The following is a 20,371-nucleotide window of genomic DNA, read 5'->3' as shown; positions in this document are numbered from 1 at the left end:
GAAGCTGCGGGAGGCGGCTTTTCATGCCGTCTCCGTCGCCTCGTCTCGATCAGTTCTTCGAGCGCTTCTTCTCATCGAACTTCGCCATGATGCCCTTCTTGCTGAAGAGCGAGCGGACGGTATCCGTCGGCTGTGCGCCCTTGCTCATCCAATCGATGGCCTTGTCTTCATCGACATTGATGACGGCCGGCTCCTTCGTGGAGTCGTAGTTGCCGAGGATCTCGATGAAACGACCGTCGCGCGGCGAGCGGGAATCCGCCACGACGATGCGGTAGAACGGGTTCTTCTTCGCGCCCATGCGGGTCAAACGAATCTTTACTGCCATGTTTTCACCTCCTTCAAAGGATAATTTTGTGTCAGCCGCGACGCATCGCAGCCGACGAATCTTCCATGAGCCGATCAGTGCATGAACGGCAGCTTCATGCCGCCGAGGCCGGGGAATCCCTTGCCCTTCTTTCCTCCCTGCATCTTCTTGACCTGCTTCATCATCTTCTTCATTTCGTTGAACTGCTTCAAGAGCTTGTTCACATCCTGCACGCGCGTGCCGCTGCCGAGCGCGATGCGCTTGCGGCGGCTGCCGTTGATGATGGAAATGTCCGCGCGTTCCTTCGGCGTCATAGACTTGATGATCGCCTCGATGCGGCGCACTTCCTTGCCGTTGAGGTCGATGTCCTGTCCCTGCAGCTGCTTCTTGAGCCCACCCATGCCCGGAATCATGCCGAGGATTTGCTCAAAGGAACCGAGCTTTCGGACTTTCTGCATCTGTGCGAGGAAATCGTCGAGCGTGAAGTCCGCCTTGCGCAGCTTCTTCTCCATCTTCTTGGCTTCTTCCGCATCGAACGTGGACTGCGCCTTCTCGATGAGGGAGAGCACATCGCCCATGCCGAGGATGCGCGACGCCATGCGGTCGGGATGGAAAGGCTCAAGCGCTTCAAGCTTCTCACCCATGCCGACGAACTTGATTGGGCAGCCCGTGACCGCCTTGACCGACAGAGCCGCACCGCCTCGGGCGTCACCGTCGAGCTTCGTCAAAACGACGCCGTCGATACCCAGCCCCTCGTTGAAGCTCTCGGCCACATTCACGGCATCCTGACCCGTCATGGCATCGACGACGAGCAGGATCTCGTGCGGCTTGACGTCCGCCTTGATGTCCTTAAGCTCCTGCATGAGCTTCTCATCAATGTGCAGACGACCCGCCGTATCGATGATCACGACGTCGTTGATGTGCGAACGCGCATGTTCGATCGAACTTCTGGCAATCGTCACGGCATCCGTGCCCTGCGGCATGGAAAAGACGGGGATGCCAAGCTGCTCGCCCAACACCTGGAGCTGCTTGACGGCGGCAGGTCGATAGATATCGGCCGCAACGAGCAACGGCTTCTTTCCCTGCTTCTTGAGAGAAAGGCCGAGCTTTCCCGCTGAGGTCGTCTTGCCCGCGCCCTGAAGTCCCGCCATCATGATGACGGTCGGCGGCACAGACGAGATATTGAGGCGGCTCTGCGTGCCGCCCATGAGTTCTGTAAGCTCTTCGTCGACAATCTTGACGACAACCTGCGCCGGTGTCAAGGTGTCGAGCACATCCTGCCCGACGGCGCGCTCCTTCACCTTCTTGATGAAGTCCTTGACGACCTTGAAATTGACGTCGGCTTCGAGGAGCGCCATGCGCACCTCGCGCATCGCCTCGTTTACGTCGTCCTCCGTCAGCTTGCCATGTCCGCGCAGCTTCTTGAATGTCTGCTGCAGGCGATCCGCCAAGCTTTCAAAAATCATGCTGTACCTCCCGCTGCGTCCCTAAAAGACGCGAAATTCGCTGCAAGACCACCTCTACGGCGACATCGTTCTCTTCCGTGCGCAGCTTACGAATCGCCTCGCCGATCGTCGCAAGTTCCTCGTGCTCTTTGGCAAGGCGCCGCAGCAGGCCGAGTTTTTCTTCGTAGCCTTCCAGCGCCTGCTCCGAGCGATGAATGATATCGTAAGCGGCCTGCCGCGAAACTCCGACCGCTTCGCCGACCTCCGCGAGGGAGAAATCGTCGAAGAGATGAAGTTCCAGACAGCGCCGCTGCTTTTCTGTGAGCAGCATGCCGTACATATCGAACAGTTCCGCCAGATGAAAGAGTCTTTCGAGCATCACTCCACCCGCCTTCCTGCAAGGCACGTTTACAAAACGGACATGCGCAGGGGAATCTCCCCCGACTAGGCTATTATAAGCAAGGCGAGGCATCCTGTCAAGTTTTTTCCTTGGCAGAGAGATAAGATTTTCTGCTCTTGATGATCTGCCCAATGAATCTGTGCATCATTTTCCTGCAAACCTAAGCATTTCCTCATAAAGCAATAGGTAAAATATCTATTTTATAGGGTAAATGTCTTGCTTTTTCCGAAATATTATAGTGTAAATTGACTACGTCGAAGTAATTCTTGCAATAAAATATGCAAAGAGATGCAGAAATGAATTTACGAGTAAAACTTCTTCTTTGGGTAGGAATTCCCTTCTGCATCATCTTCTTCGCGGTGTCCGTATTCAGTTATTGGAATGCGCGCACGCTTCTGGAGCGTATGACGACCAATTCGAAATGCGCGCTTCTCATCATGCGCCCATGCAAGATGCACGCCGTTGACCACTCCTTTCATCAATGCTATACTTCGTATTAAGTTTACGAAAGAATAGGTGACGACCATGAGCCTCGATGGATTTTCCACACAGCCCTTAGTCAGGGAACTGCGCGCCGCGTTGCTAGGCGGACGCATCGACAAGATCACGCAGCCGACGAAAGCCTCCGTCTTCTTGAGCATACGCCAGCCTGGCAGGAATCACCTGCTGCACATCGCGGCAAGCCCGCAGGCAAGCGCCGTCTTCCTCGCGACGAAGCCTCCCGAGAATCCAGCAGAACCGCCGCTCTTCTGCATGGTTCTGCGCAAACAGCTCGAAGGAAGCCGCATCGCCGACATCCGTCAGCACTCGCTCGACCGCATCCTCTGCTTCGACTTCGACTCCCTCGCGGCCGGCGGCAAGATCGTCACGAAGACGCTCATCGTCGAGCTCATCGGCAAGTACAGCAACATCATCCTCGTGCAGGACGGCGTCGTCATCGACGCTCTCAAGAAAGTCGGCAGCGCGAACAGCCGCACGCGTCTCATTCTGCCCGCACGCGAATACGCGCCGCCGCCCGCTCAGGAAAAGCTCGACCTGCGCACCGTGAAGCCCGACATCATCGTCGAACGCCTCGCACAAGATGCGGAAGCGACGCTTTGCAAAGGACTTTTGAACGCCTGTCTGGGCTTCGGCCCGGTGAGCGCCCGCGAGGTCATCTTTTCTGCTGGACTGCCTGAGAAGATGAGCTGCGCCGACTTGGACGCAAAGGACAAGGAAGCGCTACAGTGCGCCCTCGCTGAAGTCTATGCTGCCTGCATAGAGGAAGAAGCGGCGCCCAGCCTCACCCTTGACAAGAACAACAAGGTGCTCGCGACCTCTCCCTTTCCGCTCCATTACTTCCCGGCAGAAAGCACTCAGCTCTCCTTTTCCACAATCAGCGCGATGCTCGAAAAAGCCACGCAGCTTGCGGGAGCCTACACGCCACCCGAAAAGGATCGTCTGAAGAAATTCGTCAAGACCGAGCTCACGCGTGCCGAAAACAAGCTCGGCGTCCTGCAGGAAGAGCTTCGCCAAGCAGAAAATGCCGAGGACTACAAAATCTTTGGCGACAATCTCATGACGTATGCGCATCTCTACGAAGACCACGCCGACGCCTCGCTGACCGTCGACAACATCTACAGCGAAGCGGGTGAAAAGATCACGCTGAAACTCGACCAGAGATTGACGCTCAGTCAGAACATGCAGGCGTTCTACCACAAGTACGACAAGCTCAAGCGTGCGCAGAAGCTGCTCGACGGGCAGATCGCACTCTGCGAGGAGAACATCCGCTACCTCTCCAGCGTCGAAAGCTCCCTCGCCGCCTCCTCGACACTGCCCGAAATCGAAGAAATCAAAGATGAGCTGATTCAAAGCGGCTTCCTCAAAGAGAACATGAAAAAAAAGCGGCAGGACAAGCCTTCCGCTCCCTTTCGCTTCGTGACCGAGGACGGCAAGAGCATCCTCGTCGGCAAGAACAACTACCAGAACGACCGCCTGACCTTCCACACGGCAGCGCCCGACGACATTTGGCTGCACGCCAAGGACATCCCCGGCTCGCACGTCATCCTGCGCCTCTCGGGCGAAGAGCCGAGCGAAGAGGGCCTGCACCACGCCGCCATCCTCGCCGCACACTTCAGCAAAGCGCAGGATTCCTCGAACGTGCCCGTCGACTACACCTACCGGCGCTATGTGAAAAAGCCCTCCGGCTCACGTCCGGGCTTCGTCATCTTCACGCACCAGAAGACGCTTTACGTGACGCCTTCAGCAGAAGATGCGGCAAGGCTGCTTCCCGAAGAGCGCTGACAGCCGCCCGCTTCAGCGCTTGCCCGTCGAGCCGAACCCTCCCGTGCGCACCTCGCCCGTGCCCGCTTCGTCATCATCGGCAACGAGATACTTGTAGAAGATGCCCTGCGCGATGCGCATGCCCTTCTCCACACGAAAATCCGCCGCGCCGAGATTCAGGATCGCCACCATGATATGCCCCTCGTTCTCCTCGTTGTCGTAGTAATCCGCGTCGATGATTCCCTGCGCATTGACGAGCATGAGCTGATGCTTGAGTGAGATTCCCGAGCGGATGTGCAGCCCGAGATACTCATCCTTCTGCATGTACGCCTTGAGTCCCGTCGGCACGATCGTCACCTTGCCGCACGGCAATACGCAGTCCTCCGCCGCCGCGAGATCGTAGCCCGCGCTCGCCGCCGTCTTCCTCTGCGGCAGAGAAAGCCCTGTCGCCTCATACGCTTTGATGATTTCAAATCCACGCTTTCGCAAAGTATTTCCTCCTAATATCTTCGCCGCGTCACGAAGAAGAGCCTTCCCCCTCTGCGGGAGAAGGCTCTTTTCTTATTTTTCTGCCTCGCCGGCCGACGCAAGCTTCGTCGCCGCGATCGTCGATATGGCGTGCTTGTAAACAAGATTCTGCTTGCCCGCCACCTCAAGAATCACTGTGAAATTGTCGAAGCCCTTGACATATCCCTTCATCTGGAAGCCGTTGAGCAGATGGATGCTGACTGCCCGGTTCTCCTTGCGCATCTGATTGAGAAAATTATCCTGTAGGTTCAGCGGTTTTACCGGCATGGAAAGACCTCCTTATATCCGTACAAATTTTTTCCAGCAGCAGCTCTTCCCCCTGCGACGCTGCATACCAATGTACATACGGCATCTTGCGAAACCAAGTGAGCTGGCGCTTCGCGAAATGGCGCGTCGCCTTCTTGATTTCCGCTGTGGCAAGCGGCAAGTCCATGCTTCCCGCAAAATAGGCAAGCATCTCGCGATAGCCGATGCCCTTCATCGCCGGACAGTCACGAGGCACGCCCTCCGCCAAGAGAGAGCGCACCTCGTCGGCAAAGCCTGCCTCCAACATCGCATCGACACGTTCCTCGATACGTGCATAGAGCGCCTGCCGCTCACGCCGCAGTCCGATGACATAGGCATCGTAGGCAAGCTCCCCGCCTGCCGCCTCGCGCTGCTCGGAGATATGCTCGTTTCCCAAGGAAGCGACCTCCAAGGCACGCACGACGCGGCGGAAATCGTTGACATGCAGACGAGCCGCCGCCTCCGGATCGGCTTCCTGCAAAAGGCCGTGGACAAACGCCTTGCCCTTTTCCTGTGCCAGCCTCTCAAGCTTTTCACGATAAGCGCGATCGCCCGAAGTCTCGTTGAAGACATACCCTTCCAAGAGCGACTTGATGTAAAGCCCCGTGCCGCCGACGACGAGAGGCAGCTTGCCGCGCGCGGCGATGCGCCCGATCTCCTCCCGCGCGAGGCGCTGAAAGTCCATGACGTTGAACGACGCCTCGGGCGCAAGAATGTCGATGAAGTGATGCGGCACGGCGGCGCGCTCTTCTTTCGTCGGCTTCGCCGTGCCGATGTCGAAGCCCCGATAAAAGAGCATCGAATCGCCCGAGATGATTTCCGCATCAAGCCGTCGGGCAAGCGCGAGGGAAAGCGCGGTCTTGCCGACCGCCGTCGGCCCTATGAGGACGACGAGCCGCTCCTTCTTCATGCAAGCTCCAACGTACCGCCCGGCTCTACGATATGCACGGCGGCACGCGTCATGCCCTCCGTCACTTCCTTGTACCGCCCCGCTTCCTGCGCGATGACGGGCCAAGTGTTGTAGTGAATCGGTATGACGTTCTTCGTGTTGAGCCACTGTGCGGCAAGAGCCGCATCCTCAAGTCCCATCGTATAATTGTCGCCGATGGGCAGAACCGCGTAGTCGAGCGGATCCTTCTGCCCGATGAGCTTCATGTCGCTGAAAAGCGCCGTATCGCCGGCGAAGTAGACGTTGATGCCGCCGATCTGGATAACGTAGCCGCAGGCGATGCCGCCCGCGACGCCCGAGCTGTGCAGCGCCATCGTCATGCGCACCTTGCCGAAGGGAAGCTTGACCGAGCCGCCGATGTTCATGCCGTGCGTCTTGATGTCGCTCTCCGCCTGCAAACAGACATCGAGAACCTCCGGGATGCCTAAGACCATCGCGCCCGTGCGCTTGGCGATGGCAGGCGCGTCGCCGAGATGATCGCCGTGCGCATGCGTCAGTAAGATGTAGTCGCACTCCACCTCATCCGCCTGGATCGCAGCGAGCGGATTTCCCGTGAGGAACGGGTCGGTCAGAACCTTCGACGTGCCGTCGTCGAGCAGGAACGAAGCGTGCCCGTAATACGTATACTTGATCATCGCATTTGACTCCTCTCATTTTAGTCGAGCACAAAAAAGCTATATATTGTATAATTAAACAAAAAAATTGAAAAACCTTCCTACAAACGGAAATGGAGGAGGAAAAACATGCGCTCCCATGAATTTTCCCTGCCGCAGGGCACGATCGCGTTCTCTCGTGCGCTTCCCGCACACATCTGCACCTTGGTCACAGGAGGCCGCCCGCCCGCCGCCGACTGGATGCAAAAGGCGCGGCGCGGCAAGCTCTGGGCGATCGATCACGGCGTCGACCTCTGCCACGCGATGAAATGCGTGCCCGACTTCCTGCTCGGCGACGCAGACAGCGCCTCGCCCGCCGCCTGGTCTTGGGCGCTCGCCGAAGGCGTTCCCTGCGAGCGCTTCGATGTCAAGAAGGATCTCACGGACACGCAGCTCGCACTTGCCAAAATCAAGGAGAAATCCCCCGACACGTTTCTCCTGCTCACGGGGGCTTTCGGCGGCCGCTTCGATCACGCCATGAGCACGTTCTTTTCCTGCGCCTTCAGCGGCATCCCGATGATTCTGGCGGACGAGCAGGAAGCGTGCTTCTTCCTGCACGAGGAAGACAGCCTTTCCTTCACGGCAAAACAAACGCCCAAGGCCCTCTCTCTCCTCGCCTTGGGCGGTGAATGTCGCGGCATCTCTCTAGCAGGAACACAATGGCCGCTCGAAGACGCCGTCCTGCGCCAGGAAGAACCCTACGCCGTGAGCAACGAACTGGCGGAAGGAAGCTCCTCCTTCCGCGTCAGCCTGCAAGCGGGCACGCTCGCCGTCTATCTCTATTGGCAATGACGCCGAAAGCCGCGGCGCACGCCCGCCGCCTCATAGAGCACAAGGGCGGCGGCGGTCGCCACGTTGAGCGATTCCGCCTTGCCGAACATCGGGATGAAGAGCTTTGCCTCAGCCATCCGACGAACCTCGTCCGACACGCCGTTGCCCTCGTTGCCGAAGGCGAGCGCGAGCCGGCCGCTGTAATCCGCCGCATAGTACGGCTGTGCCGTCTCGTCGAGATCGGCAGCCAAGAGCCGCACGCGTCCCTGCTGCAGGAACTCGCACAGCGCCGTGCGAGACACGTTCCGCACGACGGGCACATGAAAGACTGATCCCATGCTTGCGCGAACCGCCTTGGCAGAAAACACGTCGATCGTATCCTCCAGACAGACGACGGCATCCGCGCCCGCAGCATCCGCCGTGCGCACGATCGTTCCCGCATTGCCCGGATCCTGCACGCCGTCGAGCACGACGACATGCATTTCCTGCCGCGTCGCAAGAGCCGCAAGACTAGCGCCCCGCTCTTCCAGTACAAGCAAAATGCCCTGCGGCGCATCGGTATCGCTCGCCTTCTTATAGACCTCCGGCGTCACCTCAGCGAGCGGGCAGCCGAGGGACGCAAGCCGCGCGAGGATGCGCTCCGTACGCTCCTCCCGCGCCGCCTCGGCTGTGACGAGGCAAAAGCGCATCGCCCAGCCCGCCTCCGCCGCCATCTCGACGAGCCGCACACCCTCGGCGACGACGACGCCTTCTTCCTTCCGCCGCCTGGTATTCTTCAAGTTCGCAAGCCACTTGATCCTCTTATTCTGTGCGCTCTCGATCTTTTCCATCGTTCCTCCGCAAAAACTGTACATATTATATGCACGAACGTCCACTTTCATGACATCGTGCACCGCCCTTACAGAAAGCCTCCCAAGCAGTCTGCACCCTTCGAGTTTGACTTCTTGACTTTCATAAAAAAAGAGGAGCTGTGGAAAGCTCCCCTTTCGTCAATCTTCTTACTGATTTTCCTTAGCAATAGCGACGAGCTGGGCAAACGCCTTCTCATCGTGCACGGCAAGATCGGCAAACATCTTGCGATTGACCTCGACGCCGGCCTTCGTCAAGCCGTTGATGAGACGGCTGTAGGAAATGCCGTTCATGCGTGCAGCCGCATTGATGCGGGCGATCCAGAGCTTGCGGAACTCGCCCTTCTTCGCGCGGCGATCACGACGCGCATAGTAGAGCGCCTTCATGACCGTCTCGTTCGCCTTCTTGAACTGCTTGCTCTTTGCGCCGCGATAGCCCTTGGCGAGCTTCAGGATCTTCTTATGGCGGCGATGCGCCGTAACGCCGGATTTTACTCTTGGCATATCTTATTCCTCCATTATCTTCGCTCGAATCTTACTTGTTCAGCATATCGCGCACGCGCCTGTGGTCAGCGGCGGCGACAAGCGTAGCCTTGCGCAGGTTGCGCTTGCGCTTCCTCGTCTTCTTCTCAAGGATATGGCTCTTGAACGCCTTGTTCCGCTTGAACTCACCGGAACCCGTTATCGAAAAGCGCTTGGCAGCGGCCCTGCGTGTCTTTACCTTTGGCATGTTTATTTTCCTCCTTTAGTCTGCGCCTTCGGGGCGAGAATCATCGTCATATTCTTGCCCTCCAGCTTCGCATCACGCTCGATGGAAACGAGCTCCTTGAGCCGGTCGGCCACCTTGTTCAATACCTCTCGGCCAAGCTCTGGATGCGACAATTCGCGGCCACGGAACATGATCGTGACCTTGACCTTGTTTCCTTCTTCCAGAAAGCGAAGAGCATTCTTGAGCTTCACGTCGAAATCATGCTGCTCGATGTTCGGGCGCAGCTTGACCTCCTTGATCGTGACGATCTTCTGCTTCTTCTTCGCCTCCTTCTCCCTTTTTTGCTGCTCGTAACGGTACTTGCCGAAATCCATGATGCGGCAGACAGGAGGCTTCGCTTTCGGCGCAACCTCGACGAGATCGAGATGCTGCTCCTCCGCCATGCGCAAGGCATCGCGTGTCGCCATGATGCCAAGCTGCTCGCCGGACGCGCTCGTGACGCGCACCTCGCGAATGCGGATTTCTTCGTTGATTCTTAAAGAGTCCCTGCTAATGGGAAAACACCTCCTGGTGAACGAGCAAATAAAAAGGGCGGCAGACGCCACCCCTTCCTTTGCAAAACCTGCATATAAGACCCGCTCGACGCATGTCGACAGGTGAGAAGCGGCGGCCTCTTCTTGAATTACTTGCCTATGTTATCATATCAATGCACCGTACGTCAAGGGATTTTTCAAAACACCGCTTTTTACCCCGAAATATTTAGAGGAATCTCATATAATATGCAGAATATACATTATATAAAAGGCTTTATGGAGGGGGTTTATACGAATATAAATGACAAGCTGTACCTAGGTGCATTTCCTTTCCATCGAGGCATGGTACTGCCTTCGCAAGAGCGATGGGACAACAGGCTGGACAATGGTTGCTCAAAACGGAGATTTCTCTTATGAGCATCTCAAGATACGCTGGGGTTAAGGAATTCTCAGGAGGAGTGTAAAATGAAAAAACTTTTTCTCATGGCTTTGCTCGTATCTGCAGCCATTCTGCTACCATCATACGTCTGCGAGGCAAAGGACGTATGGGTCGACCATTGGAATTCTGAGAATGTCGATATCTACGTTATGGATGATACGCTTACAAGTGGTTCATCGGACAACATAAAATATTTCAAGGTATCTACCAAGGAGGTGCGAAACGGAGATCTGATACGCATCGTCCATTGGACTTTCAGCAAATACAAATCGGATATGTGGCGATATGAAACAAGCACCATGCGCGGAGACCATACGACGGTCGTCCTCCCCAGGGATCAGATCTTTGAGTTTTGCATGGATTCTCTAGGTTGGCCATATTACATTAAGGAATACTGGTACTATTGAGACCACCGCTCACGAAAGCACGTATTCCCCCAACATGAAAAATCCCGCCCGTTCAGAAGACAATCTGCAACAGGCGGGATTTTTCATGCTCAAAGCGCACGATGCGGAAATCATTGCGCCTCCATTCCAAGCCACCTCGCAACTCCTTGTGGAGACGGTTCCATATTGGTATCCAACTGCTCAACCAATACTGGATACTCCTCTGCCGAAATATCGCTAAGAAATATCGTCTCAAGATACGCAGAAGCGCGTGAGCTGCCGACGTAGACGAGTCGTTGGCAGGTCGGCTTCACGAGCTTCGACACATGCACATCCACGAGGAGGACGGCCTTCGCCTCCAGGCCCTTGTAGCGACGCACCGTCGTGAACCAGACCTTTCCCTCCGCTGGCTGATGAGCGAGAGGAATCCCTGCGAGCGACATCACGCCTGCGAACATGCTCTTTTCCAGCGTGCTCACCGTGAGGATCACGATGTCCTGAAGTTCCAGTTTCTCTTCGCTCTTCATACGGCGCACGAAATCGGCGGCGGCGGCTGCAAGCGCTTCTACATCGGGAACGAATACGGTACGAGGCTTTTTGCCATGGATGGCATTGAGATAATTCTTGTGTCTGCCCGCAAGGAAGCTCTGCACCGTGCGCCCAATCTCCGCCGTATTGCGGCAGTTGCGATAGAGAACGAGCCGGCAGTCCATGTGTGCGTCGATCCACTCTGCCGCCATCTGCTGCGTCTGCCCTGTCGGGCGGCGCGAAATGATTGTCTGCCCGCGATCATAAAATAAATAGAACGCTTCGTCATGAAGCTCAGCCAAGAGCGCAAGATGTTCGAGCAATGCGCTCGGGAAGTCCTGTGCCTCATCGATGACGATGTTCGGATACTCCCACAGAGTATCATCAAATTCATTCTAAAAAAACATCTCGAAATCGCGTAGCACAAGAGCGCGAACTGCGCATTCGTCAGCCGCGCCATCGATTGCTCGACTGCCTGCGACGCGGCAGAAACCGTCTCCACGATGCGGAACACGGGCTGCAATGTCTGGATGACTTGTTTGAACACGCTCGGCGACTGCACGCGTTCAGGAATATGGAACAGCTTGCGCCAATAGCTGTAAATCTTCTCCAATTTCGCTTTCGGCTCACGCAAATCGCCCGCGTCGAGGATGATGTCGCGCGGCGATTCCAACGGTAAAGGCTTGCCTTGAGGAATCTCCACAGAGGTGAACCAAACCGCCTTGCCCACGAGAGGCACATGCTGCGGCATCCTTTGGCGCAACTCCGCAAGGATGCGCTGACAGCTGTTCTCCGCCTGCTGAAACGGATAGATGACCTTCCGCTCGCCCGTGCGACGGTTCGTCTGCTGCCATGAGCCATCTTCGTAGGCAATCCCGCCCGCCTTCACCTCAATGGCGAGGATGCCGTGCCTCGGATGCAGCACGACGAAATCCGCCTCCCCCTGCGAAGCCGTACGCACGCCCTCTCAACAGAAAAAACGGAGTGCCGACAGCGACACTCCGTTTTTTGCTGTTGAGATGCACGATTCAATACAACGTGCCCAGCAAGGGGGCTTGCCCATCAATCGAGCCGAATCTCTTTCTTCTTCAATTTTTCCTGCTTCTTGCCTTCCTCATCAAGCAGCGCTTTCGCTTTTTCAAGCTGCCATGCAACCTGGCTGTACGAGGTGCCGCCCAAAGAATTGCGGTTCTTTACACAGGTTTCGGGACGGATGGCTTCTTTTATGTCCTCGTCGAAGAGGTCGGACAGGGCGTGGAATTCCTCCATGGTCATGTCTTCGAGCCACTTGCCCTGCTCGATGCAAAGATGCACGGCGCGTCCTGCGACGGCGTGCGCTTTTCTGAACGGCATGCCTTTCTTCACGAGGTAGTCAGCAAGGTCGGTGGCGTTGGAGAAGTCTTCCGTGACGGCGCGTTTCATGACGTCGCCTTTGACCGTCATGCCGCGCAGGAGCGCTGTGTAGACGGCGAGGCTGAATTTCACCGTGTCGATGGCGTCGAACACGCCTTCCTTGTCCTCCTGCAGATCCTTGTTGTAGGCGAGCGGCAGACCCTTGACGATCGTGAGCATCGCCATGAGGTGGCCGATGACGCGTCCCGTCTTGCCGCGCACGAGTTCGGAGACGTCGGGATTCTTCTTCTGCGGCATCATCGAAGAACCTGTGCAGTGCGCGTCGTCAAGCTCAATGAAGGAGAATTCGCGCGAGCACCAGAGGATGATTTCCTCGGAGAGCCGCGACAAATGCACCATGAGGATGGAAGCGGCGGAGAGGAATTCCATGATGTAGTCGCGGTCGCTGACGGCATCGAGGCTGTTCGTGTAGACGGCATCGAAGTGAAGTTCCTCCGCCACGAATTCGCGGTCGATGGGGAACGTCGTGCCCGCAAGCGCACCCGCGCCGAGCGGCATGATGTCCGCACGCTCGTAAACACCCAGGAAGCGTGAGAAGTCGCGTGCGAGCATGGAGAAGTAGGCGAGCATGTGATGCGAGAAGAGGATCGGCTGCGCACGCTGCAAGTGCGTATAGCCCGGCATGATCACGTCGGGATAGCGCTCTGCCGTCTCGACGAGCGCACGCTGCAAGTCGGCAATGCAGCCGAGCACGGCGAGCGTCTGTCCGCGCATATAGAGGTGCGTGTCGAGCGCAACTTGGTCATTGCGGCTGCGCGCCGTGTGCAGCCTGCCGCCCGCCTCGCCGATCGCGTCGGTCAGTCGCTTCTCGATGTTCATGTGAATGTCTTCGAGCGCGACAGAAAAGTCGAAGTCGCCGTGCTCGATTTTTTGCAAAATATCACGCAGCCCAGAGATGATGGCATCTCTATCCGTTTCCGTGATGATGCCGCGATTGGCGAGCATCTTCGCGTGTGCGATGCTGCCCGCGATGTCCTCGCGGTACATGCGCTTGTCGAAGGAAATCGATGCCTGGAAATCGTTGATCATCTCGTCCGTGCTCTTGGAGAAACGACCGCCCCAAAGCTGTTCGCTCATTTCTTCCCTGCCTTTTCCTGCATGAGGGCACGCACCTTCAAGGGCAGGCCGAAGAGGTTGATGAAACCCGTCGCGTCGGACTGGTCGTAGACCTCGTCGCGCTCAAAGGTCACGAATTCCTGACTGTAGAGCGAATACGGCGACTTCGAGCCGGCGCTGATGATATTGCCCTTGTAGAGCTTCAGGCGCACCGTGCCCGTGACGCTCTCTTGCGTGCTGTCGACGAACGCCTGCAGCGCTTCCCTGAGCTGGCAGAACCACATGCCGTCGTAGACGAGTTCGCCGAAGCGGATGGCGACACCTTCCTTGTAGTGGTACGTCGCGCGGTCGAGGCACAGATACTCAAGCTCGCGGTGCGCATAGTAGAGGATCGCGCCGCCGGGATTCTCGTAGACGCCGCGCGACTTCATGCCGACGAGGCGATTCTCGCATATATCCGTGATGCCGACGCCGTTTCTCGCGCCGATCTCGTTGAGCTTCGTCAGAAGTTCGACCGCGCCGAGCTTCTCGCCGTTGACGGCGACGGGAATGCCCTTCTCGAAGTCGATCGTGACATACTCGGGCTTGTCGGGCGCGTCCTCGGGAGCTTTCGAGATCAGGAACATCTCGTTCTTCGGCTCGTTCCACGGATCTTCGAGGTCGGAGCCTTCATGCGACAGGTGCCAGATGTTGCGATCCATGCTGTACGTCTTGTTTTCCTCAGCGACGGGGATGCCGTGCTTCTTCGCGTACTCGATTTCCTCCGTGCGCGCGCCAAGTTCCCATTCGCGCCACGGGGCGATGATCGTGAGATTCGGCGCGAGAGCCTTGATCGTCAGCTCAAAACGCACCTGGTCGTTGCCCTTACCCGTCGCGCCGTGCGCGATGGCATCCGCGCCCTCCGCTTTCGCGATCTCGACGAGACGCTTGGCGATCAAGGGACGCGCGAACGACGTGCCCAAGAGGTACTTGCCCTCGTAGACCGCCTGCGCCTTGAGCGTCGGCCAGACGTAATCTTCGAGAAATTCCTGCGTGAGGTCTTCGACGTATGCCTTCGACGCGCCGGACTTCAGCGCCTTGTCATGCACGGGCGCGACCTCATCGCCCTGCCCGATATCCACGCACGCCGCGATGACTTCGCAGCCGTCATAGTTCTCCTTGAGCCACGGAATGATGACGGAGGTGTCCAGACCGCCCGAATATGCGAGTACGACTTTCTTCACTTTTGCCTTTGCCATGAAAAACAGCTCCTTAAAATATTTTATATCAAGGAAGCACTGATAAATTCAGCGTCTCCTTAAGAATACGCGCTTTCATAAATTTTTCCTGCCGGAGATCGCAGATAAGATGACGTCAGTCCGCCATCAAAAGCGCCATGATTGCCTTCTGCGTATGCAGGCGGTTCTCCGCCTCGTCGAAGATGACGTTGGAGAATCTCTCTAAAACATCTTCCGTGATCTCCTCGCCGCGATAGGCGGGCAGGCAGTGCATGACGATGGCGCGTTTGTCGGCGACAGCGAGCAGGTCGCCGTTGATCTGGTACGGCGCAAAAATTTTCTTGCGCTCCTCGTGCTCCGCCTCCTGCCCCATGCTCGCCCATGTGTCCGTCACGAGGATGTCGGCGTCCTTCGCCGCTGCAAACGGGTCGGTCACGAGCGCGATGCTCGCGCCCGTCTCCTTCGCATCTTCCTGCGCCCTCTGCGTCACCCCTTCATCGGGCGCGTAGTCTGCAGGCGTCGCGGCGACGAAGTTCATGCCCGTCTTTGCCGCCGCATACATCAGAGAATGCGTCATATTGTTGCCGTCACCGACGTACGCCATCTTCAGCCCTTTGAGATTCTTTCCCTTGTGCTCGCGAATCGTCAGAAGGTCGGTCAGCGCCTGGCACGGATGGAGGAGATCAGTCAAGGCGTTGATGACAGGGACGTCGGCATACTTGGCGAACTCCTCCACCTTCTCATGCTCGAAGGTGCGGATCATCACGCCATCGAGATAGCGCGATAGGACGCGAGCCGTATCCTTGATCGGCTCGCCGCGCCCGATCTGCAGATCGCGGTTCGAGAGGAAGAGCGCCTGTCCGCCGAGCTGAAACATGCCCGTCTCAAAGGAAACGCGCGTCCTCGTCGAGGATTTCTCGAAGATCATGCCGAGCGTCTTGCCCGCGAGAACGCGGTGCTCGATGCCCGCCTTCTGCATCGCCTTGAGTTCTTCGGCAAGAGCGAGAATCGCCTCGACCTCCTCAACGGAAAGATCGTGAATGGAAAGTAAATCTCTGCCTTTTAACATACGTTCTCCTCCCCTTCAACCCTTGGCATACTTCGCCAGAATCGGCTCCAAGATCGCACAGAGTTCGTCGATATGCGCTTCCTTGACGATCAACGGCGGCACGAAGCGCAGGATATTTCCTGCCGTGCAGTTGATGATTGCGCCGTGCTCCAAGCATTCGTTGACAATGCCTCGTCCCTCTATGGAAAGCTCCATGCCGAGAAGAAGCCCCATGCCGCGCACTTCCTTGATGAGTGCCGGATGCTTCTTTCGAAAGCCTTCGAGCTTTTCACGGAAATACGCACCGACCTTGTCGACGTGACCCAAGATGCCCTCGTTCTGCACCGTGTCGAGCACGACGTTTGCCGCCGCACACGCGAGAGGATTGCCGCCGAAGGTCGTGCCGTGATCGCCCGCATGGAGAGCAGCCGCCGCCTCGTCCGTCACGATGAACGCACCGATGGGCACACCGCCCGCAAGACCCTTGGCAAGCGTCACGATGTCGGGCTGCACGTCGAAATGCTCGTAAGCGAACATCTTGCCCGTGCGCCCCATGCCGCATTGGATCTCATCGAAGATCAAGAGTGCGCCGTGCTCGTCGCAAAGCTCGCGCACGCGCTTCAAATATTCTGCCGTCGGCACATGGACGCCACCCTCGCCTTGAATCGTTTCGAGCATGACGGCGCACGTCTTCGCGCTCATCATCTTTTCCAGCTCTTCGATATTGCCGTAATGCACATAGTCGAATCCCTCGGGCAGTGGACCAAAGCCTTCGTGATACTTCGGCTGTCCCGTCGCCGTCAATGTCGCGAGCGTGCGTCCGTGAAAACTATGCCACGCCGTGATGATCTGCGACTTTTCAGGATCTTTCGCGTGCGCATACTTGTGCGCGACCTTAATTGCGCCCTCGTTCGCTTCCGCGCCCGAATTGGCAAAAAACGCCTTGCCGAGCCCTGATAGGCGCACGAGCCTTTCCGCTGCATCCGCCTGCGCCTGCGTGTAGTAGAGATTCGAGCAGTGGATCATGCGCCCCGCCTGTTCGGCGATCGTCTCGACGAGCGGCGCATAGGCGTGGCCGAGTACGTTGACCGCAATGCCCGCGAGGAAGTCGATGTACTTCCTGCCGTTGTTGTCGAAAACGTAGACGCCCTCGCCGTGGTCGAGCACGATCTTGTAGCGGTTGAACACGGGCAGATAGCCCGCCGCGTCCTTCGCGTAGATTGCTTCATCTGTTTCTTTCATAATTTCCCCCGCTTTTCCATGCGCCGTCACTTCACGACCTGCGTGCCGATGCCCGCCGAGGTGAAGATTTCCAAGATGATGGAGTGGCCGAGCCTGCCGTCGATGATATGCGTCTTTGCCGCACCCGCATCGAGCGCCCTCAGGCACGCTTCTACCTTCGGGATCATGCCGCCCGTCAAGGTGCCGTCCTCGATATAGCGGCGCGCCTCGGCTGCCGTGAGCGTCGAGATGAAGGATGATTTGTCTTCATAGTCCTTGTAGACGCCCTCGACGTCCGTCAGGAGCAGGAGCTTCTCCGCCCCGAGCGCACCCGCGATCTCTGCCGCCACGTAGTCGGCGTTGATGTTGTAGCTCTCGCCGTCCGCACCGACGCCGATGGGCGCGATGACGGGGATGTAGTCGTGCGCGATGAGGTCTTGCAGGAGGCGCGTGTCGACTTTTTCGACCTGACCGACATAGCCGATGTCCACCTTCCGGCTCTCTTCCCCTTCGTAGACCGTCGCGAGCTTCTTTTGCGCGCGAATGAGGTTCGCATCCTTGCCCGACAATCCGACGGCACTGACGCCGCGGCGATTGAGGAGCGTCACGATGTCGGAGTTGATCTTGCCGTCGAGCACCATCTCAGCGATCTCGACCGTTTCTTCATCCGTCACGCGCAGGCCGCTGATGAACTCCGTCTCCTTGCCGACCTTGCCGAGAAATCCCGTGATCTCAGGGCCGCCGCCATGCACGATGACGGGTTGTATGCCGACATACTTCATCAGCGCCACGTCCTGCATGACTTTTTCCTTGAGCTCTTCATTGATCATGGCGTTGCCGCCGTACTTGATGACGACAGTCTTGCCATAAAACTCTTGTATATAAGGCAGCGCCTCGACGAGGATCGCCGCCTTGTCGTTTGCCGCAAACATCACTTCACCGCCTCAGGTATGGTACTCGCCGTTGATCTTCACATACTCATAGGAAAAGTCGCATGTCCAGACCGTCGCTTCGGCACTGCCCAAGCCCATCTCGACATCGATGACGATGTCATGCTGTCCCATAACCTTGCGCAAGGCGTCTGCATCGCAGGAAGCGCCCGTGCCGTTCGCATAGACGGGAATGCCGCCGAACTTCACGACGGTTTTCTCGGGCGTCATAGGCACACCCGCATAGCCGACGGCGCAGATGACGCGCCCCCAGTTCGGATCTTCACCGAAGAACGCCGTCTTGACGAGCGGCGACTTCGCGATGCTCATCGCGACCTGCTTCGCCGCATCGAAAGACTCCGCACCCGTCACATGCACGGTCAGGAACTTCGTCGCGCCCTCGCCGTCCGCCGCAATGCGCTCGGAAAGCCCCGTGCAGATCTCCTTGAGCGTCCGATAGAAAATTTCGTAGTCAGCGTTCTTCTCCGTGATCTTCGCATTGCCCGCCGCACCGTTCGCAAGCACCGTCACCATATCGTTTGTGCTCATGTCGCCGTCGACCGAGATCATGTTGAACGTGACCTCAGTGATCTCGGAAAGCGCCTGCTGCAGGAGTTTGCTGTCGATCGCCGCGTCCGTCGTGATGAAAGAGAGCATCGTCGCCATATTCGGCTGGATCATACCCGAGCCTTTGGCAATCGCGCCGAAGCGCACCTTCCTGCCGCCGATCTCGACCTCCGTCGAACACGCCTTAGAATATGTGTCCGTCGTGATGATGGCATTACCTGCATCGACGCTGCCTTCCGTGGAAAGGCTTGCCACAGCATCCTTGACGCCCTGCTCAAGCTTGTCCATCGGCAGATTCACGCCGATGACGCCCGTCGAGGCGACGAGGACGTCATCCGCCGTACAGCCGAGCGCCTTCGCTGCAATCTCTGCCGTACGCTTTGCATCCTTCATGCCCTGCTCGCCCGTGCAGGCATTCGCACAGCCCGCATTGGCCACGATGGCGCGCGCCTTGCCGTCCTCGACCGCCGCTTTGGAAACGTAGACGGGTGCCGCCGCCACGGCGTTCTGCGTGAAGACGCCCGCGACGGCAGCTTCCGTCTCCGAATAGATCACGGCGACGTCGAGGTTGCCGCTCTTCTTAATGCTGGCTTTGACGCCCGCCGCCTTGAATCCCTTGGGAAATGTCACGCCTTTTTTTGCTCCTGTATCAGAAAACATGTTGTATACCCTCCTGTATTATGGATAAACTGCGATATGATCAAGCCCGAGCTTCTCATCGAAGCCGCAGGCGATGTTGAAGTTCTGCACGGCCTGTCCCGCCGCCCCCTTGACGAGATTGTCGATGGCAGAGAGGACGACGACGCGACGCGTCCTCTCGTCGATATGCCAGCCGATGTCGCAGAAGTTCGAACCGCGCACCGCCTTCGTCGCCGGATAGCCGCCGCGTCCGAGAAGCCGCACGAAGTATTCCTCGCCGTACATCGTTTCGTATGCTGCATCGACCATATTGGGTTCGATGCCTTCTTTCAACCGCGCATAGCATGTCGCGAGGATGCCGCGCGACATGGGCACGAGGTGCGGCGTGAAGGACAGGATGCACGCTTCGCCCGAAAGCTCCGTCATCGCTTGCTCGATCTCAGGCGTATGGCGATGCGTAGCGACGCCGTACGCCTTGAAGCTGTCGTAAAGCTCGGGCAGAAGATTCGCCTGCTTCGCCGAGCGCCCCGCGCCCGATACGCCGGACTTCGCGTCGACGACGATGCTCGCCATGTCAACGAGGTGATTCTTGGCGAGAGGTGCGAGCGCGAGGATGCTCGCCGTCGTGTAGCAGCCCGCGTTGCCAATGATCTTCGCACCGCGAATCGCCTCGCGATTGAGCTCCGCCAGACCGTAGACGCGCTCGGCTTCCTTGTGCGTATGCTTAACCTTGTACCACGCTTCATAGACCGCTGTGTCAGCGAAGCGATAGTCTGCGCCGAGATCGATGATGCGCGTCTTCTCGCCTTCGAGCGCCTTGCCCGCCGCCATCGCATGACCGTGCGGCAGGCCGATGAAAACGAAATCGCTGTCTCTGCCGATGCGCTCGATGTCCTTCATGCTTTCGAGCGCTTCGTCGTAAATACCGCGAAGATGTGGATAGATGCTCGAGATCTTTTCCCCCGTATGGCTCTCCGACGTGATGTGCACGACATCCGCCTGCGGGTGTTCGTAAAGAAGCCGCAGAAGCTCCGCCCCCGCGTAGCCCGTAGCTCCGATAATGCTCACTTTCATGTGCTCGACCGCCCCTTCCCGAATTCCTTTGTCGAACGACGTTTATAATTATACATTTTATTGCATAATTATGCAATAGATTTGGGTGATTTATCTTCTAAACAAATTGTATCATTGCTGTTTTTGCGAAATGTATTCCAAAAAAGGACGGTATAACTTATAATAAA

The 20,371-nt window shown here is 57.5% G+C and carries 22 protein-coding genes, 1 pseudogene and 1 other annotated feature; of the genes and pseudogenes, 3 read left to right on the top strand and 20 right to left on the bottom strand.

Annotated features, from left to right (window positions below; translation table 11 throughout):
- Window positions 1–49 precede the first annotated feature (49 nt).
- The 3 genes from rpsP to ylxM form a co-directional block, all read right to left on the bottom strand.
- Window positions 50–325: a 30S ribosomal protein S16 gene (gene rpsP, locus RWS31_RS01695; RefSeq protein WP_006191829.1), complete on the bottom strand. Its 276-nt coding sequence runs from the start codon at window positions 323–325 to the stop codon at window positions 50–52.
- Between the two features lie 74 nt (window positions 326–399).
- On the bottom strand, window positions 400–1,770 hold the full coding sequence (gene ffh / locus RWS31_RS01690; protein WP_009646459.1) for a signal recognition particle protein: 1,371 nt from the start codon (window positions 1,768–1,770) through the stop codon (window positions 400–402).
- The gene (ylxM, locus tag RWS31_RS01685) at window positions 1,760–2,128 is read right to left on the bottom strand and encodes a YlxM family DNA-binding protein (protein WP_314595575.1); all 369 of its coding nucleotides are present in this window, start codon (window positions 2,126–2,128) and stop codon (window positions 1,760–1,762) included. The genes ffh and ylxM overlap by 11 nt, the downstream gene beginning before the upstream one ends.
- Before the next feature lie 546 nt (window positions 2,129–2,674).
- Between ylxM and RWS31_RS01680 the strand changes: the two genes are divergently transcribed.
- Window positions 2,675–4,432: an NFACT RNA binding domain-containing protein gene (locus RWS31_RS01680; protein ID WP_314595574.1), complete on the top strand. Its 1,758-nt coding sequence runs from the start codon at window positions 2,675–2,677 to the stop codon at window positions 4,430–4,432.
- A 12-nt stretch (window positions 4,433–4,444) separates the two neighbouring features.
- On the opposite strand, the gene dut is transcribed toward RWS31_RS01680, so the two are convergent.
- From dut to RWS31_RS01660, 4 genes are all read right to left on the bottom strand, one after another.
- Window positions 4,445–4,900, bottom strand: a complete 456-nt coding sequence (gene dut, locus RWS31_RS01675; RefSeq protein WP_314595572.1) for a dUTP diphosphatase — start codon at window positions 4,898–4,900, stop codon at window positions 4,445–4,447.
- A 72-nt stretch (window positions 4,901–4,972) separates the two neighbouring features.
- Window positions 4,973–5,206, bottom strand: coding sequence for an RNA chaperone Hfq (gene hfq, locus RWS31_RS01670; protein WP_009646425.1), 234 nt, complete (start codon window positions 5,204–5,206; stop codon window positions 4,973–4,975).
- Complete coding sequence (gene miaA, locus RWS31_RS01665) at window positions 5,175–6,134, bottom strand: tRNA (adenosine(37)-N6)-dimethylallyltransferase MiaA (RefSeq protein ID WP_314595570.1); 960 nt, start codon at window positions 6,132–6,134, stop codon at window positions 5,175–5,177. Before miaA ends, hfq begins: the two co-directional genes overlap by 32 nt.
- Window positions 6,131–6,808, bottom strand: coding sequence for a metal-dependent hydrolase (locus tag RWS31_RS01660; RefSeq protein ID WP_006192175.1), 678 nt, complete (start codon window positions 6,806–6,808; stop codon window positions 6,131–6,133). Before RWS31_RS01660 ends, miaA begins: the two co-directional genes overlap by 4 nt.
- Before the next feature lie 108 nt (window positions 6,809–6,916).
- On the opposite strand from RWS31_RS01660, the gene RWS31_RS01655 reads away from it, so the two are divergent.
- Window positions 6,917–7,618 carry a thiamine diphosphokinase gene (locus RWS31_RS01655; RefSeq protein ID WP_314595569.1) on the top strand — a complete coding sequence of 234 codons (702 nt, stop codon included), beginning with the start codon at window positions 6,917–6,919 and terminating at the stop codon, window positions 7,616–7,618.
- Here the strand turns inward: RWS31_RS01655 and RWS31_RS01650 are convergent.
- From RWS31_RS01650 to infC, 4 genes are all read right to left on the bottom strand, one after another.
- Window positions 7,606–8,427 (bottom strand): RNA methyltransferase, encoded by an 822-nt coding sequence (locus tag RWS31_RS01650; protein ID WP_314595567.1) that lies wholly within the window; start codon window positions 8,425–8,427, stop codon window positions 7,606–7,608. The two genes, RWS31_RS01655 and RWS31_RS01650, sit on opposite strands and share 13 nt — an antisense overlap.
- Window positions 8,428–8,595: 168 nt before the next feature.
- Entirely contained in the window at window positions 8,596–8,949 is a 354-nt protein-coding gene (rplT, locus tag RWS31_RS01645; RefSeq protein ID WP_006192170.1) for a 50S ribosomal protein L20, read from the bottom strand.
- Between the two features lie 31 nt (window positions 8,950–8,980).
- On the bottom strand, window positions 8,981–9,175 hold the full coding sequence (gene rpmI, locus RWS31_RS01640; RefSeq protein ID WP_006192168.1) for a 50S ribosomal protein L35: 195 nt from the start codon (window positions 9,173–9,175) through the stop codon (window positions 8,981–8,983).
- A 2-nt stretch (window positions 9,176–9,177) separates the two neighbouring features.
- On the bottom strand, window positions 9,178–9,708 hold the full coding sequence (infC, locus tag RWS31_RS01635) for a translation initiation factor IF-3 (protein WP_049781183.1): 531 nt from the start codon (window positions 9,706–9,708) through the stop codon (window positions 9,178–9,180).
- Window positions 9,709–9,731: 23 nt separating this feature from the next.
- Window positions 9,732–9,839: a sequence feature (ribosomal protein L20 leader region), on the bottom strand.
- 313 nt (window positions 9,840–10,152) lie between these two features.
- Between infC and RWS31_RS01630 the strand changes: the two genes are divergently transcribed.
- Window positions 10,153–10,533: a hypothetical protein gene (locus RWS31_RS01630; RefSeq protein ID WP_314595565.1), complete on the top strand. Its 381-nt coding sequence runs from the start codon at window positions 10,153–10,155 to the stop codon at window positions 10,531–10,533.
- A 110-nt stretch (window positions 10,534–10,643) separates the two neighbouring features.
- On the opposite strand, the gene RWS31_RS01625 is transcribed toward RWS31_RS01630, so the two are convergent.
- The 9 genes and pseudogenes from RWS31_RS01625 to argC all read right to left on the bottom strand — a co-directional run bounded on the left by RWS31_RS01625 (window position 10,644) and on the right by argC (window position 20,204).
- The gene (locus RWS31_RS01625; RefSeq protein WP_314595563.1) at window positions 10,644–11,363 is read right to left on the bottom strand and encodes an ATP-binding domain-containing protein; all 720 of its coding nucleotides are present in this window, start codon (window positions 11,361–11,363) and stop codon (window positions 10,644–10,646) included.
- 485 nt (window positions 11,364–11,848) lie between these two features.
- Window positions 11,849–11,929 (bottom strand): annotated as a pseudogene (locus tag RWS31_RS01620) (hypothetical protein); the annotation flags it as partial.
- Between the two features lie 173 nt (window positions 11,930–12,102).
- Window positions 12,103–13,530, bottom strand: a complete 1,428-nt coding sequence (gene argH, locus RWS31_RS01615) for an argininosuccinate lyase (protein ID WP_314595561.1) — start codon at window positions 13,528–13,530, stop codon at window positions 12,103–12,105.
- Window positions 13,527–14,747 (bottom strand): argininosuccinate synthase, encoded by a 1,221-nt coding sequence (locus tag RWS31_RS01610; RefSeq protein ID WP_264919229.1) that lies wholly within the window; start codon window positions 14,745–14,747, stop codon window positions 13,527–13,529. Before RWS31_RS01610 ends, argH begins: the two co-directional genes overlap by 4 nt.
- Before the next feature lie 115 nt (window positions 14,748–14,862).
- On the bottom strand, window positions 14,863–15,795 hold the full coding sequence (argF, locus tag RWS31_RS01605; protein ID WP_314595557.1) for an ornithine carbamoyltransferase: 933 nt from the start codon (window positions 15,793–15,795) through the stop codon (window positions 14,863–14,865).
- A gap of 15 nt (window positions 15,796–15,810) precedes the next feature.
- Entirely contained in the window at window positions 15,811–17,016 is a 1,206-nt protein-coding gene (locus tag RWS31_RS01600) for an aspartate aminotransferase family protein (protein ID WP_314595556.1), read from the bottom strand.
- 26 nt (window positions 17,017–17,042) lie between these two features.
- Entirely contained in the window at window positions 17,043–17,927 is an 885-nt protein-coding gene (gene argB / locus RWS31_RS01595; protein WP_314595554.1) for an acetylglutamate kinase, read from the bottom strand.
- 12 nt (window positions 17,928–17,939) lie between these two features.
- A complete protein-coding gene (gene argJ, locus RWS31_RS01590) occupies window positions 17,940–19,151 on the bottom strand; it encodes a bifunctional glutamate N-acetyltransferase/amino-acid acetyltransferase ArgJ (protein ID WP_314595552.1) in 1,212 nt (403 codons plus the stop codon).
- Between the two features lie 18 nt (window positions 19,152–19,169).
- Window positions 19,170–20,204, bottom strand: coding sequence for an N-acetyl-gamma-glutamyl-phosphate reductase (gene argC / locus RWS31_RS01585; protein ID WP_314595549.1), 1,035 nt, complete (start codon window positions 20,202–20,204; stop codon window positions 19,170–19,172).
- Window positions 20,205–20,371: the final 167 nt, after the last annotated feature.

The organism is uncultured Selenomonas sp. (assembly GCF_963528755.1).
GTDB lineage: Bacteria > Bacillota > Negativicutes > Selenomonadales > Selenomonadaceae > Selenomonas.
Note: the sequence above shows the minus strand (reverse complement) of the source record. Positions and strands in the feature narration are given on the sequence as shown.